A 17,302-nucleotide genomic window follows, 5' to 3' on the forward strand; every position below is an offset into this window, starting at 1 on the left:
GCGACCACAGACGCCGCACTATCGCGCACATCTGGCACAATGAAAACCGCCAGTTTCCACATTTCTTCGCATACCAGTTGGCGCGATCACCGTCTCCCTACACCGCCGCGGCCAGGACGAGCCAGGGCATCTACCAGTCGATCAAGTCCCAGATCGCCGATGGCAGCCTGCGTCCGGGCGTCATGCTGCCGTCGACGCGCACGCTGGCGGCGGACCTTGCCGTGTCCCGTTCCACGATCACGGCGGTCTACGAGCAGCTGGCCGCCGAGGGTTATCTGGAAACCCGGCAGGGAAGGCGGGCCTGCGTCTCCGCCGGTGCGGCGTCCTCCGCGATGAAGCGCGGGCGCGAGAAGCCCGAATCGCGTCTTTCGCGAGGCCTGTCGGCTTACGGCGAACGGGTGGCGGGCTTTGCCGCCGCCACGCCGCCGGACGCGGCTGGCGATTCCTTCATCGATTTCCTGTACGGGGCGCTGGCGGCCGAGGATTTTCCCTTGCTGGCCTGGCGCAGGGCCTATAACCGCGTGCTCGTGCGGCGGCAGAAGCAGCTTTACTATGAGGCGCCCGAAGGCGAGGCGCCGCTGCGCGAGGCGTTGCAGGGCTATCTGCGCAGGGCGCGGGGACTGCGGTGCGATGCCGACCAGATCGTCATCGTCCATGGGTCGCAGCAGGCCATCGACCTGTGCACGCGGCTGCTGGTGAATCCGAAGGACCGCGTGGTCGTGGAAGAGCCCTGCTATGTCATGGCGCGGCGCGTGTTCGAGGCCGCGGGCGCGCAGGTGATGCCGATCCCGGTGGACGAGCAGGGGCTGCGCACCGCCGGCCTGCCCGAGCAGCGCTGCAAACTGGCCTACGTCACGCCATCGCACCAGTTCCCGCTGGGCGGCGTATTACCGATCAACCGGCGCAAAGAGCTGCTGGACTGGGCGACCAGGCAGCAGGCGTGGATCATCGAGGACGACTATGACGGCGAGTTCCGTTACGGCATGCGGCCCATCGATCCCCTGCAGTCCATCGACGAGTCGGGCGGCGTCGTCTACGTGGGCACGTTCTCCAAGGCGCTGTCGCCGCAGATGCGGCTGGGCTATATGGTGGCGCCCTCCGCATTGGCGCCGGCACTGCGCGAGGCCAAGCGTCTGGCCGACCGGCATGCGCCACGCCAGGATCAACTGGTGCTGGCCGCGATGATCGAGGACGGCAGCTACGAACGCCACGTGCGCCGCTGCCGCCGCATGAACGAACTGCGCCGCGGGGCGCTGCTGCTCGCCCTCGAGCGCTACCTGCCGCACGATGCCATCGTCGATGGCGCGGCGGCGGGCCTGCACGTGGTGGTCTGGCTGCCGCGCGTTGCCGGCAGGAAGGAGACCGCCCTGGCCGCGCATGCTCGTGCGCAGGGCGTCGGCATACGGCCCTTGTCGCCGCTCTACGCCGCGGGGGCCGCCCGGCGGCAGCGAGCCTGTGCGGGTTTCGTGATCGGCTATGCCAGCCTGTCGCCCGAACGCATCGAAGAAGGGGTGCGTCGGCTGGCGCGCGCGCTACGTACCTTCAAGTAGGCGGGCCGCGGCGCCGGACGTGCGGCGCCGGTCGCGGCCGCTGTCCCTAACTGGCTTGCCGGTTTAAACCGGAACTGGCACTTCGCGCCGGGCCAGTTGCGCGCGATGATGACGGTTCTGCGCACCGTCGCCCCGCCTCCAAGGACCTGCCATGTATGTACCCGAGCACTTCGCGGTTCCGGACACCGGATCGCTGCATGAACTGATCCGCGCCCATCCCATGGGCATGCTGGTCACTCATGGCGCCGGCGGCCTGGACGCCAACCACATTCCCTTCGAACTCGAGGCTGACGCTTCCGGCAAGACGGTGCTGCATGCGCACGTCGCGCGCAGCAATCCGGTGTGGCAGGACGTCGGAAATGGCGACGAGGTGCTGGTGGTGTTCCGCGCCGCGGACGCCTACATCTCGCCCAACTGGTATCCCAGCAAGCACGAGCAGCACAGGCAGGTGCCGACCTGGAACTACATGGTGGTCCACGCCCACGGAACCATCGCGATACGGGATGACGAGCGCTATGTGCGCGGCGTCGTCGCGCGCCTGACGCGTACGCACGAGGCCGCGCAGCCCCGGCCGTGGAAGATGACCGACAGCGCGCCCGAGTACATCGATGCGATGCTGAAGGCGATCGTGGGCATACAGGTGGATGTGACGCGCATCGTCGGCAAGTACAAGCTCGGCCAGAACAAGGATCGCCGCGATCTGGAGTCGGCGGGCAGGGCGGTGCTGGCCGGCGGCGGAGTGAAGATCGGCGAGGCGATGTTGGCGTGCGCGCAAGGCAAGGCGCGGTAGCCTTGCGCGTGCCGGGCGTGGGCGTACGATATGCCATCCGAGGCAATCGCCCGGGCGCGGGCGGCGCGCAGTCCGCCACGCTCCGGCGCTGGCCGTCTGGAGATCCGTCGGAGCGCGGGCACGGCCCGCCTCTTCCATCACCTCTAACGGCTCTGCCATCATGAATCGACTCAAGGAAGCAACCCGCTCCAAGCTCAAGACCGTCAGCACGGCGACGCTGGCCACCGCGCTTTACAAGCGCGGGTTTCGCCAGCAGTTCATCCAGAACGTGCAGCCGCTGCATCCCTTGCAGGAGAGCATGGTCGGCGAAGCCTATACCCTGCGGTACATGCCCGCACGCGAAGACCTGAATGAACTGTCGGTGTTCCGCGACCGCTCCCATCCCCAGCGCAAGGCGGTCGAGGAATGCCCGCCCGGCGCGGTGCTGGTGATGGATAGCCGCAAGGATGCGCGCGCCGCCTCGGCGGGCGGCATCCTGGTCGGCCGGCTGATGCAGCGCGGCGTGGCGGGCGTGGTGACGGACGGCGGTTTTCGCGACTCGGCGGAGATCGCCACGCTGGCCATCCCGGCCTTTCACCAGCGTCCATCCGCGCCGACCAACCTGACGCTGCACCAGGCCATCGCCATCAACGAGCCGATCGGCTGCGGCGATGCGCCGGTGTTTCCGGGCGACGTGATCGTCGGCGACAACGACGGGGTCATCGTGGTGCCCGCGCATCTGGCCGACGAGATCGCGGACGAGGCGGTCGAGATGACCGCCTTCGAGGACTTCGTGACCGAGATGGTCCGTGCCGGCCGCTCTATCCTGGGGCTGTACCCCGCCACGGACGACCAGACGGTGGCGGACTTCGCCGCCTGGCGCAAGGAAAAGGGGCGCTGAGCCATGGACCAGCCCACTCCCACCTCGCGTGCTCCCCACGTCATCCGCATGCGCGCTGAGGACAACGTGGCCATCGTCGCCAACGACGGCGGCCTGCCGGCCGGCAGCGAGCTGGCCGACGGCACCGTGCTGCGCGAACGCGTGCCGCAGGGGCACAAGGTCGCCCTGGTCGACCTGCCGGCCGGCGCGGAAGTCAGACGCTACAACGTGGTGATCGGCCGCGTGACGCAGGACCTGCCCGCCGGAAGCTGGGTGCACGAAAGGCTGCTGGACATGCCCGCCGCGCAGCCGCTGGACGGCCTGCCCGTGTCGACCGCCCCGAGGCCGGTGCTCGAGAAGCTGGAAGGCTATACCTTCGACGGCTATCGCAACGCGGACGGCACGGTCGGCACGCGCAACCTGCTGGGCATCACGACGACGGTGCAATGCGTCTCGGGCGTCGTGAACCATGCGGTGGACCGCATCCGCCGCGAACTGCTGCCGCGCTATCCCAACGTGGACGGCGTGGTGGCGCTGGAACACGGCTACGGCTGCGGCGTGGCCATCGACGCCCCGGATGCCGCCATCCCCATACGCACGGTGCGCAACATCAGCCTCAATCCCAACTTCGGCGGCGAGGTCATGGTGGTCAGCCTGGGCTGCGAGAAGCTGCAGCCCGAACGGCTGATGCCGCCGGGCACGCTGGCGCTTATCCATCCCGACATGCCGGCCGACGAGGAACCGCCGGTCGACGTGGTGACGCTGCAGGACGAGCGGCACGTCGGCTTCCAGTCGATGATAGACAGCATCCTGCGCCAGGCCGAGACGCACCTGCGGCGCCTGGACCAGCGCCGGCGCGAGCCCTGTCCCGCCTCCGACCTGGTCGTGGGCGTGCAGTGCGGCGGCAGCGACGCGTTCTCGGGCGCCACCGCCAATCCGGCGGTGGGCTTCTGTACGGACCTGCTTGTCCGCGCGGGCGCGACGGTGATGTTCTCGGAAGTCACCGAGGTGCGCGACGGCATCGACCAGCTCACCTCGCGGGCCGCCACGCCGGAAGTGGCGCAGGCGCTGGTGCGCGAGATGGCGTGGTACGACGCGTACCTGGCCCGCGGCAAGTCCGACCGCAGCGCCAATACCTCGCCCGGCAACAAGAAGGGCGGCATCTCGAACATCGTCGAAAAGGCGATGGGCTCCATCGTCAAGTCGGGCACGTCGCCCATCACCGGCGTGCTGGGCCCCGGGCAGCGGCTGCGTTCGGAAGGCATACGCGAGGGGCTGGTGTACGCGGCCACGCCGTCGGGCGACTTCGTGTGCGGCACGCTGCAGGTGGCGGCCGGCATGAACATGCACGTGTTCACCACGGGACGCGGCACGCCCTATGGCCTGGCGGAAGTGCCGGTGATCAAGGTGGCCACGCGTACCGACCTGGCCCGGCGCTGGCACGACCTGATGGACGTGAACGCGGGCAGGATCGCGGACGGCGAGGCCACCATCGAACAGGTGGGCTGGGATCTTTTCCACCTGATGCTGGAAGTGGCCAGCGGCCGCAGCAAGACCTGGGCGGAACGCTGGGGACTGCACAACGCCCTGGTGCTGTTCAACCCGGCTCCGGTGACGTGATCGGCTATCCCAACCGGGCCACCTGCCTGCCTACGTCCGCGATGATGCGGTCACGCTCGGGCATCGGGATGGCCGTGGTTTCCAGATAGACCGAAACGATGATGGGCGAGCCGCCGGGCGCCCGCGCGAAGCCGGCGTCGTTGGATCCGACCCGCGAGTAGGTGCCGGTTTTCTCGCCCACCTTCCAGTCCGCGGGCAGGCCGGCCCGCAATCGCTTGCCGCCCGTCGTGTTGGCCAGCAGCCACGACTGCAGCAGCTCCCGCGATTCGGGCTTCAAGGCCTTGCCGAACAACAGGGCGCCCAGCGTGCGGTTCATCGCGTGCGGGCTGGTGGTGTCCATCGGCTCCGTGGGATGAGGCACGTTCAGTTCGGGCTCGTAGCGGTCGTGGCGCGTGACGGTGTCGCCCAGGCTGCGGATGAAGCGGGTCAGCGCCTGCGGGCCGCCGTAGCTGCGGTGCATCAGGTTTACCGCGGTGTTGTCGCTGGTGGTGACGGTGGCGTGGCACAGCTCGGCCAGGGTCATGCCGCGCGGCCCGACGTGCTGCTTCGTGACGGGAGCGTACTCGACGAGGTCGGACTCGGCGATGGGCATGCGCCGGGTCAGCTGGTCCTCGCCACGATCCGCGCGCGCCAGGACGTAGGCCGCCGCCAGGGTCTTGAAGCTGCTGAGCATCAGGAAACGTTCGTCGCCGCGATAGCTGGCCACCTGCCCGGTGGCCGTATCGGTCAGCGCGACGCCCAGCCGTCCCCGGCTCTGCTTCTCCAGGTCGGCCAGCGCCTGGTCCAACGCGGTCAGTTGCTCCGTCGTCCAACGGTTTTTCTTGTTGGTCTGGCTGTAGGCCCAGGCAGGCGCCGCGCCGGCCAGCACGGCCGCCGCCATGAAAGTTCTTCTGTCGATCAAGGCACTCTCCTTAGTGAACGCGCACATGCTAGGCGGTGGACGAGCGAGCGAACAAACGGGAATAATTGTGGCTTCCCAATAGAAAAACTTATAGGCCGGCATGGATCTACCCCTCAATGCGCTGCGGGCGTTTCAAGTGTCGGCCCGCCACCTCAGCTTCACGCGCGCCGCGCAAGAGCTGAACCTGACGCAAGCGGCCGTCAGCCAGCACGTGAAAAACCTGGAGGCCAGGCTGGGCGTGGCGCTGTTCCGCAGGGTGCCGCGCGGCCTGGTGCTGACCGACGAGGGCCTGGCGCTGGTGCCGGTGCTTTCCGAGTCCTTCGACCGTATCGCCGGCGCGCTGCAGGGCTACCGCGGCAAGGTGCGGCGACAGGTGCTGTCGGTGGGCGTCGTGGGCACGTTCGCGGTGGGATGGCTGCTGCCGCGCCTGCGCGACTTCCAGGCACTGCATCCGCACGTAGACCTGCGTGTCTTCTCGAACAACAATCGCGTCGACCTGGCCGGCGAAGGCCTGGACCTGGCGATACGTTTCGGCGATGGAAACTGGCACGGCATCGATGCGCAGCCCTTGTTGTCCGCGCCGCTGTCGCCGGTGTGTTCGCCCGCGCTGGCCACGCGCCTGCGTACGCCGCGCGACGTGCTGCGCGAATCGCTGCTGCGTTCGTACAGGCCGGACGAGTGGCCGGCATGGTTTGCCGCTGCCGGCCTGGAGCCCCCGGTCGTGCAGGGATCGATGTTCGATTCCTCGCTGGTGCTGGCCGACGCGGCCGCGCAGGGCGCGGGGGTGGCCCTGCTGCCTACGCGCCTGTTCGAGCGCGAGTTCCTGGCGGGTCGACTGCAGCGGCCGTTCGCGCTGGAGGTGGAGACGGGGCGCTACTGGCTGACGCGCATTGCCAGCCGCCGGCCGAACGCGGCCATGCAGGCGTTCAGCGCTTGGATACAGCGCGCGCTGGCGGCATAAAGCCAGGCGGACGCCTTCGGCGCGCGCCGCGCTCAGGCGGCGGCAGCGTGTCCCAGTCCCAGATACACCTCGACGACACGCGGGTCGCGCGCCACCTCCGCGGCCGGCCCCGACAGGGTCACCTTGCCCATCTCCAGCACGTAGGCATGGTCCGCCACCTGCAGCGCGGCGCGCGCGTTCTGCTCGATCAGCAGGATGGACACGCCGCGGCGGCGCAGCTCCGCCACGATCAGGAACACCTCGCGCACGATGCGCGGCGCCAGGCCCAGGCTGGGTTCGTCCAGCATCAGCAGCCTGGGCTTGGCCATGAGCGCCCGGCCCACCGCCAGCATCTGGCGCTCGCCGCCGGACAAGGTGCCGGCCAGCTGGGCCCGTCGCTCGCGCAGGCGCGGAAACAGGTCGTATACCTCGGCCATGCATTCGTGCTGGTCGCGCAGCCCGGCGCGATAGCGATGGAAGCCGCCCAGCAGCAGGTTGTCTTCCACGCTCATCTCGGCGAACAGCTCGCGCTTCTCGGGCACCAGGTTCATCCCGGCCGCGACCATGTCCTCCACTTCGGCATGGGCGTGCTCGGCGCCGTCGAAGCGGATCGTGCCGCGCGAAGGCAGCACGCCCATGATGGCCGCCAGCAGCGTGCTCTTGCCGGCCCCGTTCGGACCGATCACCGTGACGATGCGCCCGTCGCCCACTTCGAGGTTGATGCCGCAGACCGCCTCGATCTTGTCGTAGGCCACGTGCAGGTCGTGTACCTGCAGCAGAGCGTGGTGATCGTGCGTGCCATCCATGCGTGTGCCTTCCGTCTGTCGTTGAGGGCCGGCGCTCATGCCTGCACCTCGATCTCGATGCCGTTCTCGACGCCGCCCAGATACGCTTCAAGCACGGCCGGGTCGCGCTGCACCTCCGCCGGCAGGCCTTGCGCGATCTTCTGGCCGAAGTCCATCACCACCACGCGGTCGGCCAGACCCATGACGAATTCCATGTCGTGCTCCACCAGCAGGATGGCCATGCCTTCGCCGCGCAGGCGTTCGAGCAGCGCGGCCAGTTCCCGCTTTTCCCGGTAGCGCAGGCCGGCGGCCGGTTCGTCCAGCAGCAGCAGGCAGGGATCGGCCGCCAGGGCGCGCGCGATCTCGAGCAGGCGCTGCTGGCCCAGCGCCAGCGAGCCGGCGGGCTCGAGCAGGTGCCGGCCCAGGCCCACGCGCTCGATCTGGCGCGCGGCCTCGGCCAGCAGCCGTTCATCCTCGGCACGGTCCATGCGCCAGGCCGAGCGCAGCACGCCGCTGTGGCCGCGCAGGTGCGCGCCGATGGCGACGTTCTCCAGCGCGCTCATGCGCTTCATCAACCGCACGTGCTGGAAGGTGCGCGACAGGCCCATTCGGGCGATGGCGCGGGCGCCCAGGCCGGCGACCTCGCGGCCCAGGAACGTGACGCTGCCCGAGGTGGGCGTGTCCACGCCGGACAGCTGGTTGAACATGGTGCTCTTGCCGGCGCCGTTGGGGCCGATCAGCGCCAGGATCTCTCCGGCGCGGATCTCCAGGTTCATGGCGTTGTTGGCCACCAGCCCGCCGAACCTGCGGGTGACGTCGCGCGCCACCATCACGGTCGCGCCGCGCGGCGGCATCCGGCGCCGCGGCAGGGGCTCGGCCTGCATGTTCACGCGTCGCGGGGCCGCGCGCACGGGCACCAGGCGCGCCAGCGCCGGCCAGATGCCGCCGCGCCACCGGTGCAGCAGCAACACCATGCCGAAGCCGAACACGATGACCTCGAAGTTGCCCGTCTGGCCCAGCACCCGCGGCAGCAGGTCCTGCAGCCACTGCTTCAGCACCGTGAATACCCCGGCGCCCACCAGCGCGCCCCATACGCTGCCGGCGCCGCCGATCACCGTCATGAACAGGTACTCGATGCCCATGTGCAGGCCGAACGGGTTCGGATTCACGAAGCGCTGCATGTGGGCGTACAGCCAGCCCGATGCGCAGGCCTGCAGCGCGGCGATGATGAAGATCACCATGCGCGCCCGCGCCGTGTTCACGCCCATGGACTCGGCCATCACGCGGCCGCCCTTCAGGGCGCGGATCGCGCGGCCCTCGCGCGAATCGAGCAGGTTGCGGGTAGTCCAGATGCCCACCAGCAGAAAGACCCAGATCAGGTAGTAGATCTGTCCGCCCTGCGAGAGGCGCAGGCCGAATACCGGGATGGACGGAATGTCGGGCAGGCCGGTGTGGCCGCCCAGCCCCTCGACCGAACCAAAGGCGAAATACAGGCTCAGCCCCCACGCGATCGTGCCCAGCGGCAGGAAGTGGCCGGAAAGCCGCAGCGTCAGCGCACCCAGCAGATACGCCACCACCAGCGTAAGCGCCAGGCCTGCCAGCAGCGTCAGCCAGGGCGAGACGCCCAGCCACGCCAGCGCGGCCGGCAGCGTGTCGGCGCGCGTGGTCAGCAGGGCCGTGGTGTAGGCGCCCAGGCCCACGAAGGCGGCCTGGCCGAAGCTGGTCAGGCCGCCGACGCCGGTCAACAGCACCAGGCCGATGGCCACCAGCGCATACAGGCCGATGTAGTTGAGCAGGGTGACGTAGAAAGCCGGCAGCCCCAGCGGAGCCAGCGCCAGCAGCACGAGGAATACGGCGAGCAGGCGGCCGGGCGTCATGCTTCGTCCTCCTCTTCTTCGACCGTGTGGCTGTGCAGCGAGCGCCACAGCAGCACCGGAATGATCAGGGTGAAGACGATGATCTCCTTGTAGGCGCTGGCCCAGAAGGCCGAGAACGCCTCGATGAGGCCGACCAGCACCGCGCCCGCGGCGGCCACGGGATAGCTGACCAGGCCGCCGATGATGGCGCCGACGAAGCCCTTCAGGCTGACGAGGAAGCCCGAGTCGAAGTACATGGTGGTGATCGGCGCGATCAGGATGCCCGAGACCGTGCCGATCAGGCCGGCCAGCAGGAAGGTAATGCGGCCCGCGAATACCGGCGAGATGCCCATCAGGCGCGCGCCGGCGCGGTTGAATGCCGCGGCGCGCAGGGCCTTGCCGTACATCGTGCGATCGAAGCAGACGTACAGCACCACGATCAGCGCCAGCGACACGGCCACGACCCACAGGGCCTGGCTGTTGACGTTCATGGGGCCCAGCGCGAACTGGGCGTCGGAGAAGGGCCGCGTGCGGGCGCCCTCGGCGCCGAAGGCCAGCAGGCCCAGGCCCACCAGCGCCAGATGCACCGCCACCGACACGATCAGCAGCACCAGCGTGGAGGCGGCGGCGATCGGCTGGTAGAACAGGCGGTAGAGCTGCGGACCGAGCGGCACGACGATGGCCAGCGTCAGCACGGCCTGGGCCGCCATGGGCAGCTCGGCCAGCGGCAGCGCGTAGACGGCACCGGCCACGGCGAAGGGGTAGGCCAGCCGGGCGACCCAGCGCCAACCGGGCCGGAGTCGGCCATGACGCCGCCGCTGCGCCAGCAGGTCCGCCGCGGCCTCGGCCACGGCGAATGCCGCCACCAGCCAGACCAGCAGCACCGGCTTGCCGGCCTGCAGCGCGGCCATGGTGAGCGCGCCGAATGCGACGAACTCGCCCTGCGGGATGAACAGCACCCGCGTGACGGTGAAGACCAGCAGGATGGCCAGGGCCAGCAGCGCGTAGACCGCGCCGTTGGTCAGGCCGTCCTGCCCCAATATCAGGGCTATCTGTGCATTCATGCGTCGTGCTTCCGGCGCTGCGCGTTTACTTGACCAGGGTCCAGTTGCCGTCACGCACCGTGATCAGCTCGCGGCCGCGATCGTCGAAGCCGCTGTGGTCGGCGGCGCTCATGTTGTAGACCCCCTGCGTGCCCACCAGCTCCTTGGTCTGTTCCAACGCGTCCCGCAACGCCGCGCGGAACTCCTTGGTGCCCGGCTTGCCGGCCTTCTCGGCCAGGGGCACGGCCTTCTCCAGCAGCAGTCCGGCGTCGTACACGTTGGCCCCGAACGTGGCCGGCACCGAGCCGTGCAGCTTCTGGTAGGCGGCGATGTAGTCGGAGGCCACTTTCTTCGACGGATTGCTGTCGGGGATCTCGGGCAGCACCAGCATCAGGCTGGCCGCCAGCACGGTGCCCTCGACCTTCTTGCCGCCCAGCTTCAGGAAGTCGGGCAGGGCCGCGCCGTGGGTCTGGTAGAACTTGCCCTTGTAGCCCTGGTCGAACAGCGTGGCCTGCGGCAGCACGCTGGCCGCGCCCGGCGCCGCCACCAGCACGGCGTCCGGCCTGGCGGCCAGTATCTTCAGCGCCTGGCCGGTCACTGAGCTGTCGAAGCGCAGGTAGCGTTCGTTGGCGATGATCTTGATGCCTTTCTCGGCGGCCAGGCCCGAGAACACCTTGTGCCAGTTCTCGCCATACGGATCGTTCAGGCCGATGAAGCCCACCGTCTTGATGCCCGTCTTGGCCATGTGCTCGACCAGCGCGCGCGCGATGATGTCGTCGTTCTGCGTGGTCTTGAACACCCATTTCTTCTGGTCGGTCATGGGCAGCACCACGGCGGCCGTGCCCACCGGCGCCAGCATGGGCACGCCGGCCTCGGCCGCGAACTGAATGACGCCCATGGCATTGGGCGAGCCTGACGGTCCGATGATCGCGTCGACGTTCTGTTCCGAGATCAGCTTCTTGAAGGCCGTGACCGACTGCGTCGAGTCGCTCGCGTCGTCCAGCGAGATGTATTCCACCGTCAGGTCGCCGATCTTCTTGGGCAGCAGCGGTACGGTGTTCTTCTGCGGGATGCCGACCAGCGCGGTCGGTCCGGTGGATGACGTGACCACGCCGACCTTGACCTGGGCCAGGGCCGGCAGCGCCAGCAAGGCGGCGACGGCCGCGGCCGCCAGGGAAAGCTTCTTCGACAACATGGCAATTCCTCCGTGCTTGGGAGAGGGTGGATGCTGCTCGGGTTGCGGCGTGGCGTGACGCCCGCCTCGTTTCATGGCACTGCGCTTTTCTGGTGTGGCGTTGTTCAGATCGTGATCGAGCCCACGCTGGCCCCGCCGCAGACGTACAGCGTCTGGCCCGTGACGAAGCTGTTGGCGGGATCGGCGAAGAACATGACGGCGCGCGCGACGTCGTCCGCGCGGCCGATGCGCCTGACCGGGATGTTGTCGGCCAATGCGCGTTCCCGTTCGCTGCCGGGCTCGATCACTTCGTAGAACATGTCGGTCTGGATGGGGCCGGGCGCCACGACGTTGACCGTGATGCCGCTGGGCGCGAGCTCCAGCGCCCAGGTGCGGGCCATGCCTATCATGCCGGCCTTGGTGGCGGAGTAGGCGGTGCGCGTGGGCAGGCCCAGCGCGCCGCGCGAGGACAGCAGCACGATGCGGCCATGGCGGCGCTGCTGCATGCCCGGCAGTACCGCCTGCACCAGCGCGATGGCCGCGCCCAGGTGGATCTGCGTCAGGCCGTGCAGTTCTTCCTGCTGGACGTCGGGCAGCAGGTTCGGCCAGATCACGCCGGCGTTGTGGATCACGTGGCTGACAGGATGGCGCGCCGCGATCTCGGCGGCCGCCCGGGCCGTGGCATCGGCGTCCAGCAGGTCGACCTGCACGTGCGTCAGGCGCGGATGCTGCTGTTCGCCGCTGCGGCGGGCCAGGGAGATCACCTCGTAGCCGGCCTCCAGCATGGTGCGGCAGATCTCGGCGCCGATGCCGGCGCTGCCGCCGGTGACGATGGCCACGTTGTCGTGTTGCATGCTCGTTCCCTTGTGTCGTTGTTGCATGCCGCGCGTCAGGCCGGCGCCATGGCCAGCACCCGAAGCGGGCTGCCCGAGCCGTTGCGGATCTTCAGCGGCGCCGAGAAGATCACGGCGCCCTTGGGCGGCAGCTGGTCCAGGTTGGTCAGGCACTGCAGGCCGTAGCGGTTGTTGCCGTGCATGAAGTAGTGGCACGGGTAGGGCGGGTCGAGATGCGCCGCCTGGCCGGCGTCGGTGCCCACCGACTCGGTGCCGAAGCCATGCACGTCGCGTTCCTTGATCAGCCAGGGCACGACCTCGGCATCCGGGCCCGGCGAATGCGCGCCGTCGGCCTGCATGTTCAGGTATTCGGCCGGCTTGGCGCGCTTGGACCAGTCGGTGCGCATCAGCACCCACGAGCGCGCCGGAATCTCGCCATGCTCCGCTTCCCACCGCTTGACGAAGTCGATGGTGAGCAGGAAGTCGGGGTTGTCGCGGGCCTCGCCGGAACAGTCGATGACGCAGGCATTGGCCACGAAGGCCTCGACCGGGATCGTGTCCACGGTGTTGTCGGGCTGGTCTTTGCCGCTGATCCAGTGGGCCGGCGCGTCGAAGTGCGTGCCCGTGTGCTCCGAGCACGAGAAGTTGTTCCAGTACCAGGCGGGGCCGCGCTCGTCGTAGCGCGAGATCTCTTCGATGCGGAAGGGCCAGGCCTGGCCGAACTCGGGCGGCAGCACGATGGTGGGAAATTCGGGCGTCAGCGTTTCGGTCAGGTCGACCATCCGGATGCGGCCGGCGGCCAGGTCGGCGACGAAACGGGCGAGGGTGTCAGCGCTCAATCTCAGCTCCTTGTCGATGCGCGGCGGGCTCAGGCGCCCAGCTCGCGCTCCAGTCCCTTGGGGTTGTCGGCCAGCCGGGCCTGGAACTCCTCGGCGACGTCGCCCACGTACACGTCCTCGATGCCGGCTTGCAGCGCACGCACGATGGCCGCGGCGATGGCCTTGGGGGCGACTAGCGGCGGCGGGGTGCGCTGCTCCCATTCATGGTCGACGGGGCCCGGGAACACGTTGACCACGCGCACGCCGGCGGACCGGAGCTCGGCGCGCAGGCATTGCGCCAGCGACAGCGCGGCCGCCTTGCTGGCCGACCACACGCCGCGCCCGGGCAGGTTCATCTGCGCGTAGATGCTGAGCACGTTGACCCAGGCGCAGGCATTGTTGACGCCGTCGGAGGCGCGGCCGGCCATGGCAGGGCCGAAGGACTGCGCCAGGCGCATCAGGCCCAGGCAGTTGACGTCCAGCGCGTCGCGCGCGCGGTTCACGTCGCGCGTGCCCAGCAGGCCGCCTTCGCGCTCGTAGTCGGCGGTGTTGACGAGGATGTCGACCTTGCCGCCGATCGACGCGGCCGCGCGCTCCACCGCGTCGGTGTCGGTCACGTCCAGCGGCAGCGCGCTGACGCGCTCGTCCCGGCACAGCTGTTGAAAGGCCGGGTCATGGCGCCACACCTGGGGATCGCCCACGAATACGTGCGTGGCGCCCGCCTGCAGCAGCGCCGGCACCAGCGCGCTGCCCACGGCGGACTTGCCGTCGGTGACCAGCACGCGGCGCAGCTTCGGCGTGCACGAGGTTTCGCGCAGGGTCTTGTCGTCTTCCATGTGGGGCGTATCCTCGGGCGGCAGGGCGATCATCACGGCCTGGCCGCTGCGATCGAGTTTCAGGGCCAGGCGCACGGGCCCGCCGTCCAGGCAGTCCTGGTGCAGGTGGGCCACCACGCTGGGGCCGGCATCCATCACTACGGTGCCGACGTGCCAGGGCAGGCGTTCGCGGAAGTACAGGTCGTTGCTGTGCTGCAGGATGGTGCGGGCGATCAGGGTGCCGCGCGGCGAGACCTCTTGCCACGGCAGTTCGTGATGCAGGCAGTCGACGCAGACTTCGCGCGGCGGGTACTGCACCGTGCCGCAGGCGGCACAGACCTGCAGGCGGAACCGGCCGACGGCGGCGGCGGCGGTCAGGCCCAGCGCGGCGCGGCTGCGCGCGCCGGGCGGCAGGGTGGGCTGGCGCGTGCGCGCCACCGGGTCCTTGCGGAGAGGACGCTGGAGCGGTTCGGTCATGCCGCGCCTCCAAGCAGCGCCGCGCCGGTGCACAGGCCGCGGTCGTAGTTGATCATGCCGAAACCGCTGACCAGAGCGGTGCGCGCCCCGGCGACCTGCGTGCCGCCGGCCTGGCCCACCAGCTGCCGCAGCGCCTCGACCATGCCCAGGTACCCGCCTGCCGCGCCGGCCTGGCCCACCGACAGCTGGCCGCCATTGGTGTTGAACGGAAAGCTGCCGTCCACCGTGAAGGTGTGGCGCCGCACGAACGCGGGTCCTTCGTTCTTGGCGCAGAAACCCAGGTCCTCGATCTGCATCAGGTTGATCACCGGATAGTCGTCGTAGGCCTGCATCACGTCCACATCGGCGGGGCCGCGACCGGCCTGGGCGTACAGCTCGTCGGCGTCCAGGGTCCAGCCGCCGCGCGTCTGGATGGGATCTTCGCTCCACGCGTTGTGGCGTTCGATGGCGCCCAGGACGCGCGCATACGGCAGGTCCAGCGCGCGGGCGCGGTCCTCGCTCATCACCAGGAAGGCGTCGGCGCCCGCGCAGGGCATCACGCAGTCGAACAGGTGGATGGGGCTGGCGATCTCGCGCGCATCCAGGTATTGGTCCAGCGTCAGCGGCTTCTTCATCAACGCGTGCGGATAACGCAGCGCGTTGTCGCGCTGGGCCACGCACAGCTTGCCGAAGTCGGCGCGCGTGGCGCCGCTGGCGCGCATGTAGTGGTCGGTCAGCATGGCGAAGCTGGCGTTGGGGCCGCCCGCGCCATAGGGGTATACGCCGTCCTGAGCGAAACGCGAGAACTGGCTGACGGTGTTGCGAAAGGAGTCCACGTGGTTGGTGTCGCCGGCCAAACACGCCACGACATCGGCGTCGCCCGCCTGCACGGCCCTTGCCGCGCGGCGCAGCGCCACCACGCCGCTGGCGCCGCCCATGGGAATGTGGTCCAGCCAGCGCGGCTGCATGCCCAGGTGCTGCATCAGGCCGACGGCGGTGTCGGGCGCTAGCGTGAAACTGGACACGCACACGCCGTCGACGTCGTGCTTGCGCAGGCCTGCGGCCTGGATCAGTTGCGCCAGCGCGCGTCCCAGCCACCAGTGCGCCGCGTGCGTGCTGTAGCGCACATAGGGGATGGACACGGGAACTGTGGCCGCCACGCCTTCGTAGCCGCGGCGGGAGGATGCGCCCTTTGGAAGGTCAGCCGCGCTCACGCCGGCTCCTGACGCTTTTTCAGGGCGCGGGTGTCGATGCAGCGGTCGCTGCCGGGCAGGGTCGGCGCCCAGGCCTTCATCTCGCCGCGCTGGATCTTGTTGGTGGCGGTCAGCGGCAGCGCGTCCACGAAGGCGACGTAGCCGGGGGCCTTGTAGTAGGCCAGCTGCTCGAGGCACCAGCGCATCATGTCGTGCGCGGCCGCTATCCGGCCGGCCGCGTCGGCGGGTTCGGACTCGGCCACCACGCAGGCCAGCACTTCGTCGCCTCGCACCGGGTCCGGCACGGCCGCCACGGCGGCCGATTTCACCAAGGGATGGCGCAGCAGCACGGCCTCGACCTCGACGGCGGAGATGTTCTCGCCGCTGCGCCGGATGACGTTCTTCTTGCGGTCGACGAAGCGCAGTGCCCCGTCGGCGTCGCGCCGCACGATGTCGCCGGTGTGGAACCAGCCGCCCGCCCAGGCCGCGTCCGTGGCCTCGGCGTCCTTCAGGTAGCCGGCGAAGAAGCCGTAGCGCGGATCGTCGCCGGCATGGCGCACCAGCAGTTCGCCGGGCTCGCCCGCGCCGGCCTCTCTGCCGTCGTCGGCGACGATGCGTACCTGCACGTCATCCCTTTCGCGGCCGAAGCAGTTCGTGCCGATGTGGCGCGGTTCTTCGTTGGCGATCACCACCGCGCCGGCGCCGGTCTCGGTCATGGCCCAGGCCTCGAGCAGCGGAAAGCCGAAGCGTTCCTCGAAGGGCTGGTGCAGCCCGCGCTCGACGCCCGCGCCGAAGCCGAAGCGCACAGCATGCTCGCGGTCGGCGACCACGGCCGGGGCCTTCATCAACATGGCCGGCATCACGCCCAGATAGTGCAGCACGGTGGCGCGCGATTCGCGCACGCTGTCCCACCACGTGCGCGGATGGAAACGGTCCAGCGTGATCAGGCAGCCGCCGGTCAGCACCATGGCCATGGCGGAATAGGCCATGGCGTTCATGTGCACCAGCGGCAGCGGCGTCAGCATGCGTTCGGCGCCGGGCTGCAGCGTGGCCAGGCCGCCCGCGCCCGCGTACCAGCGCCCGGCGTGCAGGAAGTAGCGGTTGGGCAGGATGCAGCCTTTGGGCCTGCCGGTCGTGCCCGAGGTGTACAGCAGCGCGCATTCCGACAGTTCGCCCACCGGCTGGCCGGCAAGCGGTGCCGCAGAGGGGGCGGGCGGGATGGCATCGTCAGGGCCCATCACCACCAGCTCGCGGCCGGCGCGCGCCGCCGCGGCGCGCAAGTCGTCGTGGCGAGGCGGCAGGGCCACGGCCAGCACGATCTCGGAATGGCCCGTCAGGTACTCGAGTTCCGCGGCGCGCAGGTCCTGATTGATGGGCACCACCGACACGCCCAGCGCGTTCAGCGCGAACCAGTGCAGGAAAAAGGCCGGCCGGTTCTCCAGCAGCAGGCCGGCCCGATGGCCGTGGCCGTAGCCGGCCGCCGCGTACGAGGCGCGCAGGACCTCGATGCGCGCGGCCGCATCGGCATAGGTCAGGTCGCCGGCTTCAATGCCATAGATGCCGGCGGTTTCAGGCAGCACGCTGACGAAGGCGTGGCGAGGCCACCGCCGCGCGCTTTCCATGAAGGCGCGGTATACCGTTTCGTCCGAGGTGGCGTCTTGCGGAGCAT

At 69.5% G+C, this 17,302-nt stretch carries 15 protein-coding genes; 5 read left to right on the forward strand and 10 right to left on the reverse strand.

Features of this window, described 5'->3' with window-relative positions; all coding sequences use genetic code 11:
• The first annotated feature begins 77 nt into the window (after positions 1 to 77).
• From pdxR to garD, 4 genes are all read left to right on the forward strand, one after another.
• Positions 78 to 1,550 carry a MocR-like pyridoxine biosynthesis transcription factor PdxR gene (pdxR, locus tag CAL15_RS04930; RefSeq protein WP_232468120.1) on the forward strand — a complete coding sequence of 491 codons (1,473 nt, stop codon included), beginning with the start codon at positions 78 to 80 and terminating at the stop codon, positions 1,548 to 1,550.
• 151 nt (positions 1,551 to 1,701) lie between these two features.
• A complete protein-coding gene (locus CAL15_RS04935; RefSeq protein ID WP_086077555.1) occupies positions 1,702 to 2,340 on the forward strand; it encodes an FMN-binding negative transcriptional regulator in 639 nt (212 codons plus the stop codon).
• A 160-nt stretch (positions 2,341 to 2,500) separates the two neighbouring features.
• Positions 2,501 to 3,220: a ribonuclease activity regulator RraA gene (locus tag CAL15_RS04940; protein ID WP_086077556.1), complete on the forward strand. Its 720-nt coding sequence runs from the start codon at positions 2,501 to 2,503 to the stop codon at positions 3,218 to 3,220.
• Between the two features lie 3 nt (positions 3,221 to 3,223).
• A complete protein-coding gene (garD, locus tag CAL15_RS04945) occupies positions 3,224 to 4,819 on the forward strand; it encodes a galactarate dehydratase (protein ID WP_086077557.1) in 1,596 nt (531 codons plus the stop codon).
• A gap of 4 nt (positions 4,820 to 4,823) precedes the next feature.
• On the opposite strand, the gene bla is transcribed toward garD, so the two are convergent.
• Positions 4,824 to 5,720, reverse strand: coding sequence for a class A beta-lactamase (gene bla, locus CAL15_RS04950; RefSeq protein WP_086077558.1), 897 nt, complete (start codon positions 5,718 to 5,720; stop codon positions 4,824 to 4,826).
• Between the two features lie 100 nt (positions 5,721 to 5,820).
• Between bla and axcR the strand changes: the two genes are divergently transcribed.
• On the forward strand, positions 5,821 to 6,681 hold the full coding sequence (axcR, locus tag CAL15_RS04955) for a putative beta-lactamase transcriptional repressor AxcR (RefSeq protein WP_086077559.1): 861 nt from the start codon (positions 5,821 to 5,823) through the stop codon (positions 6,679 to 6,681).
• A 32-nt stretch (positions 6,682 to 6,713) separates the two neighbouring features.
• Here axcR and CAL15_RS04960 read toward each other — a convergent pair whose 3' ends face one another.
• The 9 genes from CAL15_RS04960 to CAL15_RS05000 all read right to left on the reverse strand — a co-directional run bounded on the left by CAL15_RS04960 (position 6,714) and on the right by CAL15_RS05000 (position 17,255).
• A complete protein-coding gene (locus CAL15_RS04960; RefSeq protein ID WP_086077560.1) occupies positions 6,714 to 7,466 on the reverse strand; it encodes an ABC transporter ATP-binding protein in 753 nt (250 codons plus the stop codon).
• A 35-nt stretch (positions 7,467 to 7,501) separates the two neighbouring features.
• Positions 7,502 to 9,322, reverse strand: a complete 1,821-nt coding sequence (locus CAL15_RS04965) for a branched-chain amino acid ABC transporter ATP-binding protein/permease (protein WP_086077561.1) — start codon at positions 9,320 to 9,322, stop codon at positions 7,502 to 7,504.
• Positions 9,319 to 10,365 carry a branched-chain amino acid ABC transporter permease gene (locus CAL15_RS04970; RefSeq protein WP_086077562.1) on the reverse strand — a complete coding sequence of 349 codons (1,047 nt, stop codon included), beginning with the start codon at positions 10,363 to 10,365 and terminating at the stop codon, positions 9,319 to 9,321. The genes CAL15_RS04965 and CAL15_RS04970 overlap by 4 nt, the downstream gene beginning before the upstream one ends.
• Positions 10,366 to 10,390: 25 nt before the next feature.
• Complete coding sequence (locus CAL15_RS04975; RefSeq protein ID WP_086077563.1) at positions 10,391 to 11,539, reverse strand: ABC transporter substrate-binding protein; 1,149 nt, start codon at positions 11,537 to 11,539, stop codon at positions 10,391 to 10,393.
• A 104-nt stretch (positions 11,540 to 11,643) separates the two neighbouring features.
• Complete coding sequence (locus CAL15_RS04980) at positions 11,644 to 12,372, reverse strand: SDR family NAD(P)-dependent oxidoreductase (RefSeq protein ID WP_086077564.1); 729 nt, start codon at positions 12,370 to 12,372, stop codon at positions 11,644 to 11,646.
• Positions 12,373 to 12,407: 35 nt separating this feature from the next.
• On the reverse strand, positions 12,408 to 13,190 hold the full coding sequence (locus CAL15_RS04985) for a cyclase family protein (protein WP_086077565.1): 783 nt from the start codon (positions 13,188 to 13,190) through the stop codon (positions 12,408 to 12,410).
• Between the two features lie 29 nt (positions 13,191 to 13,219).
• Positions 13,220 to 14,461 carry an SDR family NAD(P)-dependent oxidoreductase gene (locus tag CAL15_RS04990; protein WP_086077566.1) on the reverse strand — a complete coding sequence of 414 codons (1,242 nt, stop codon included), beginning with the start codon at positions 14,459 to 14,461 and terminating at the stop codon, positions 13,220 to 13,222.
• Positions 14,458 to 15,654: a thiolase family protein gene (locus CAL15_RS04995; protein ID WP_086077567.1), complete on the reverse strand. Its 1,197-nt coding sequence runs from the start codon at positions 15,652 to 15,654 to the stop codon at positions 14,458 to 14,460. Before CAL15_RS04995 ends, CAL15_RS04990 begins: the two co-directional genes overlap by 4 nt.
• Positions 15,651 to 17,255 carry an AMP-binding protein gene (locus CAL15_RS05000; RefSeq protein WP_232468203.1) on the reverse strand — a complete coding sequence of 535 codons (1,605 nt, stop codon included), beginning with the start codon at positions 17,253 to 17,255 and terminating at the stop codon, positions 15,651 to 15,653. The genes CAL15_RS04995 and CAL15_RS05000 overlap by 4 nt, the downstream gene beginning before the upstream one ends.
• Positions 17,256 to 17,302 lie beyond the last annotated feature (47 nt).

The organism is Bordetella genomosp. 13, from assembly GCF_002119665.1.
GTDB lineage: Bacteria > Pseudomonadota > Gammaproteobacteria > Burkholderiales > Burkholderiaceae_B > Bordetella.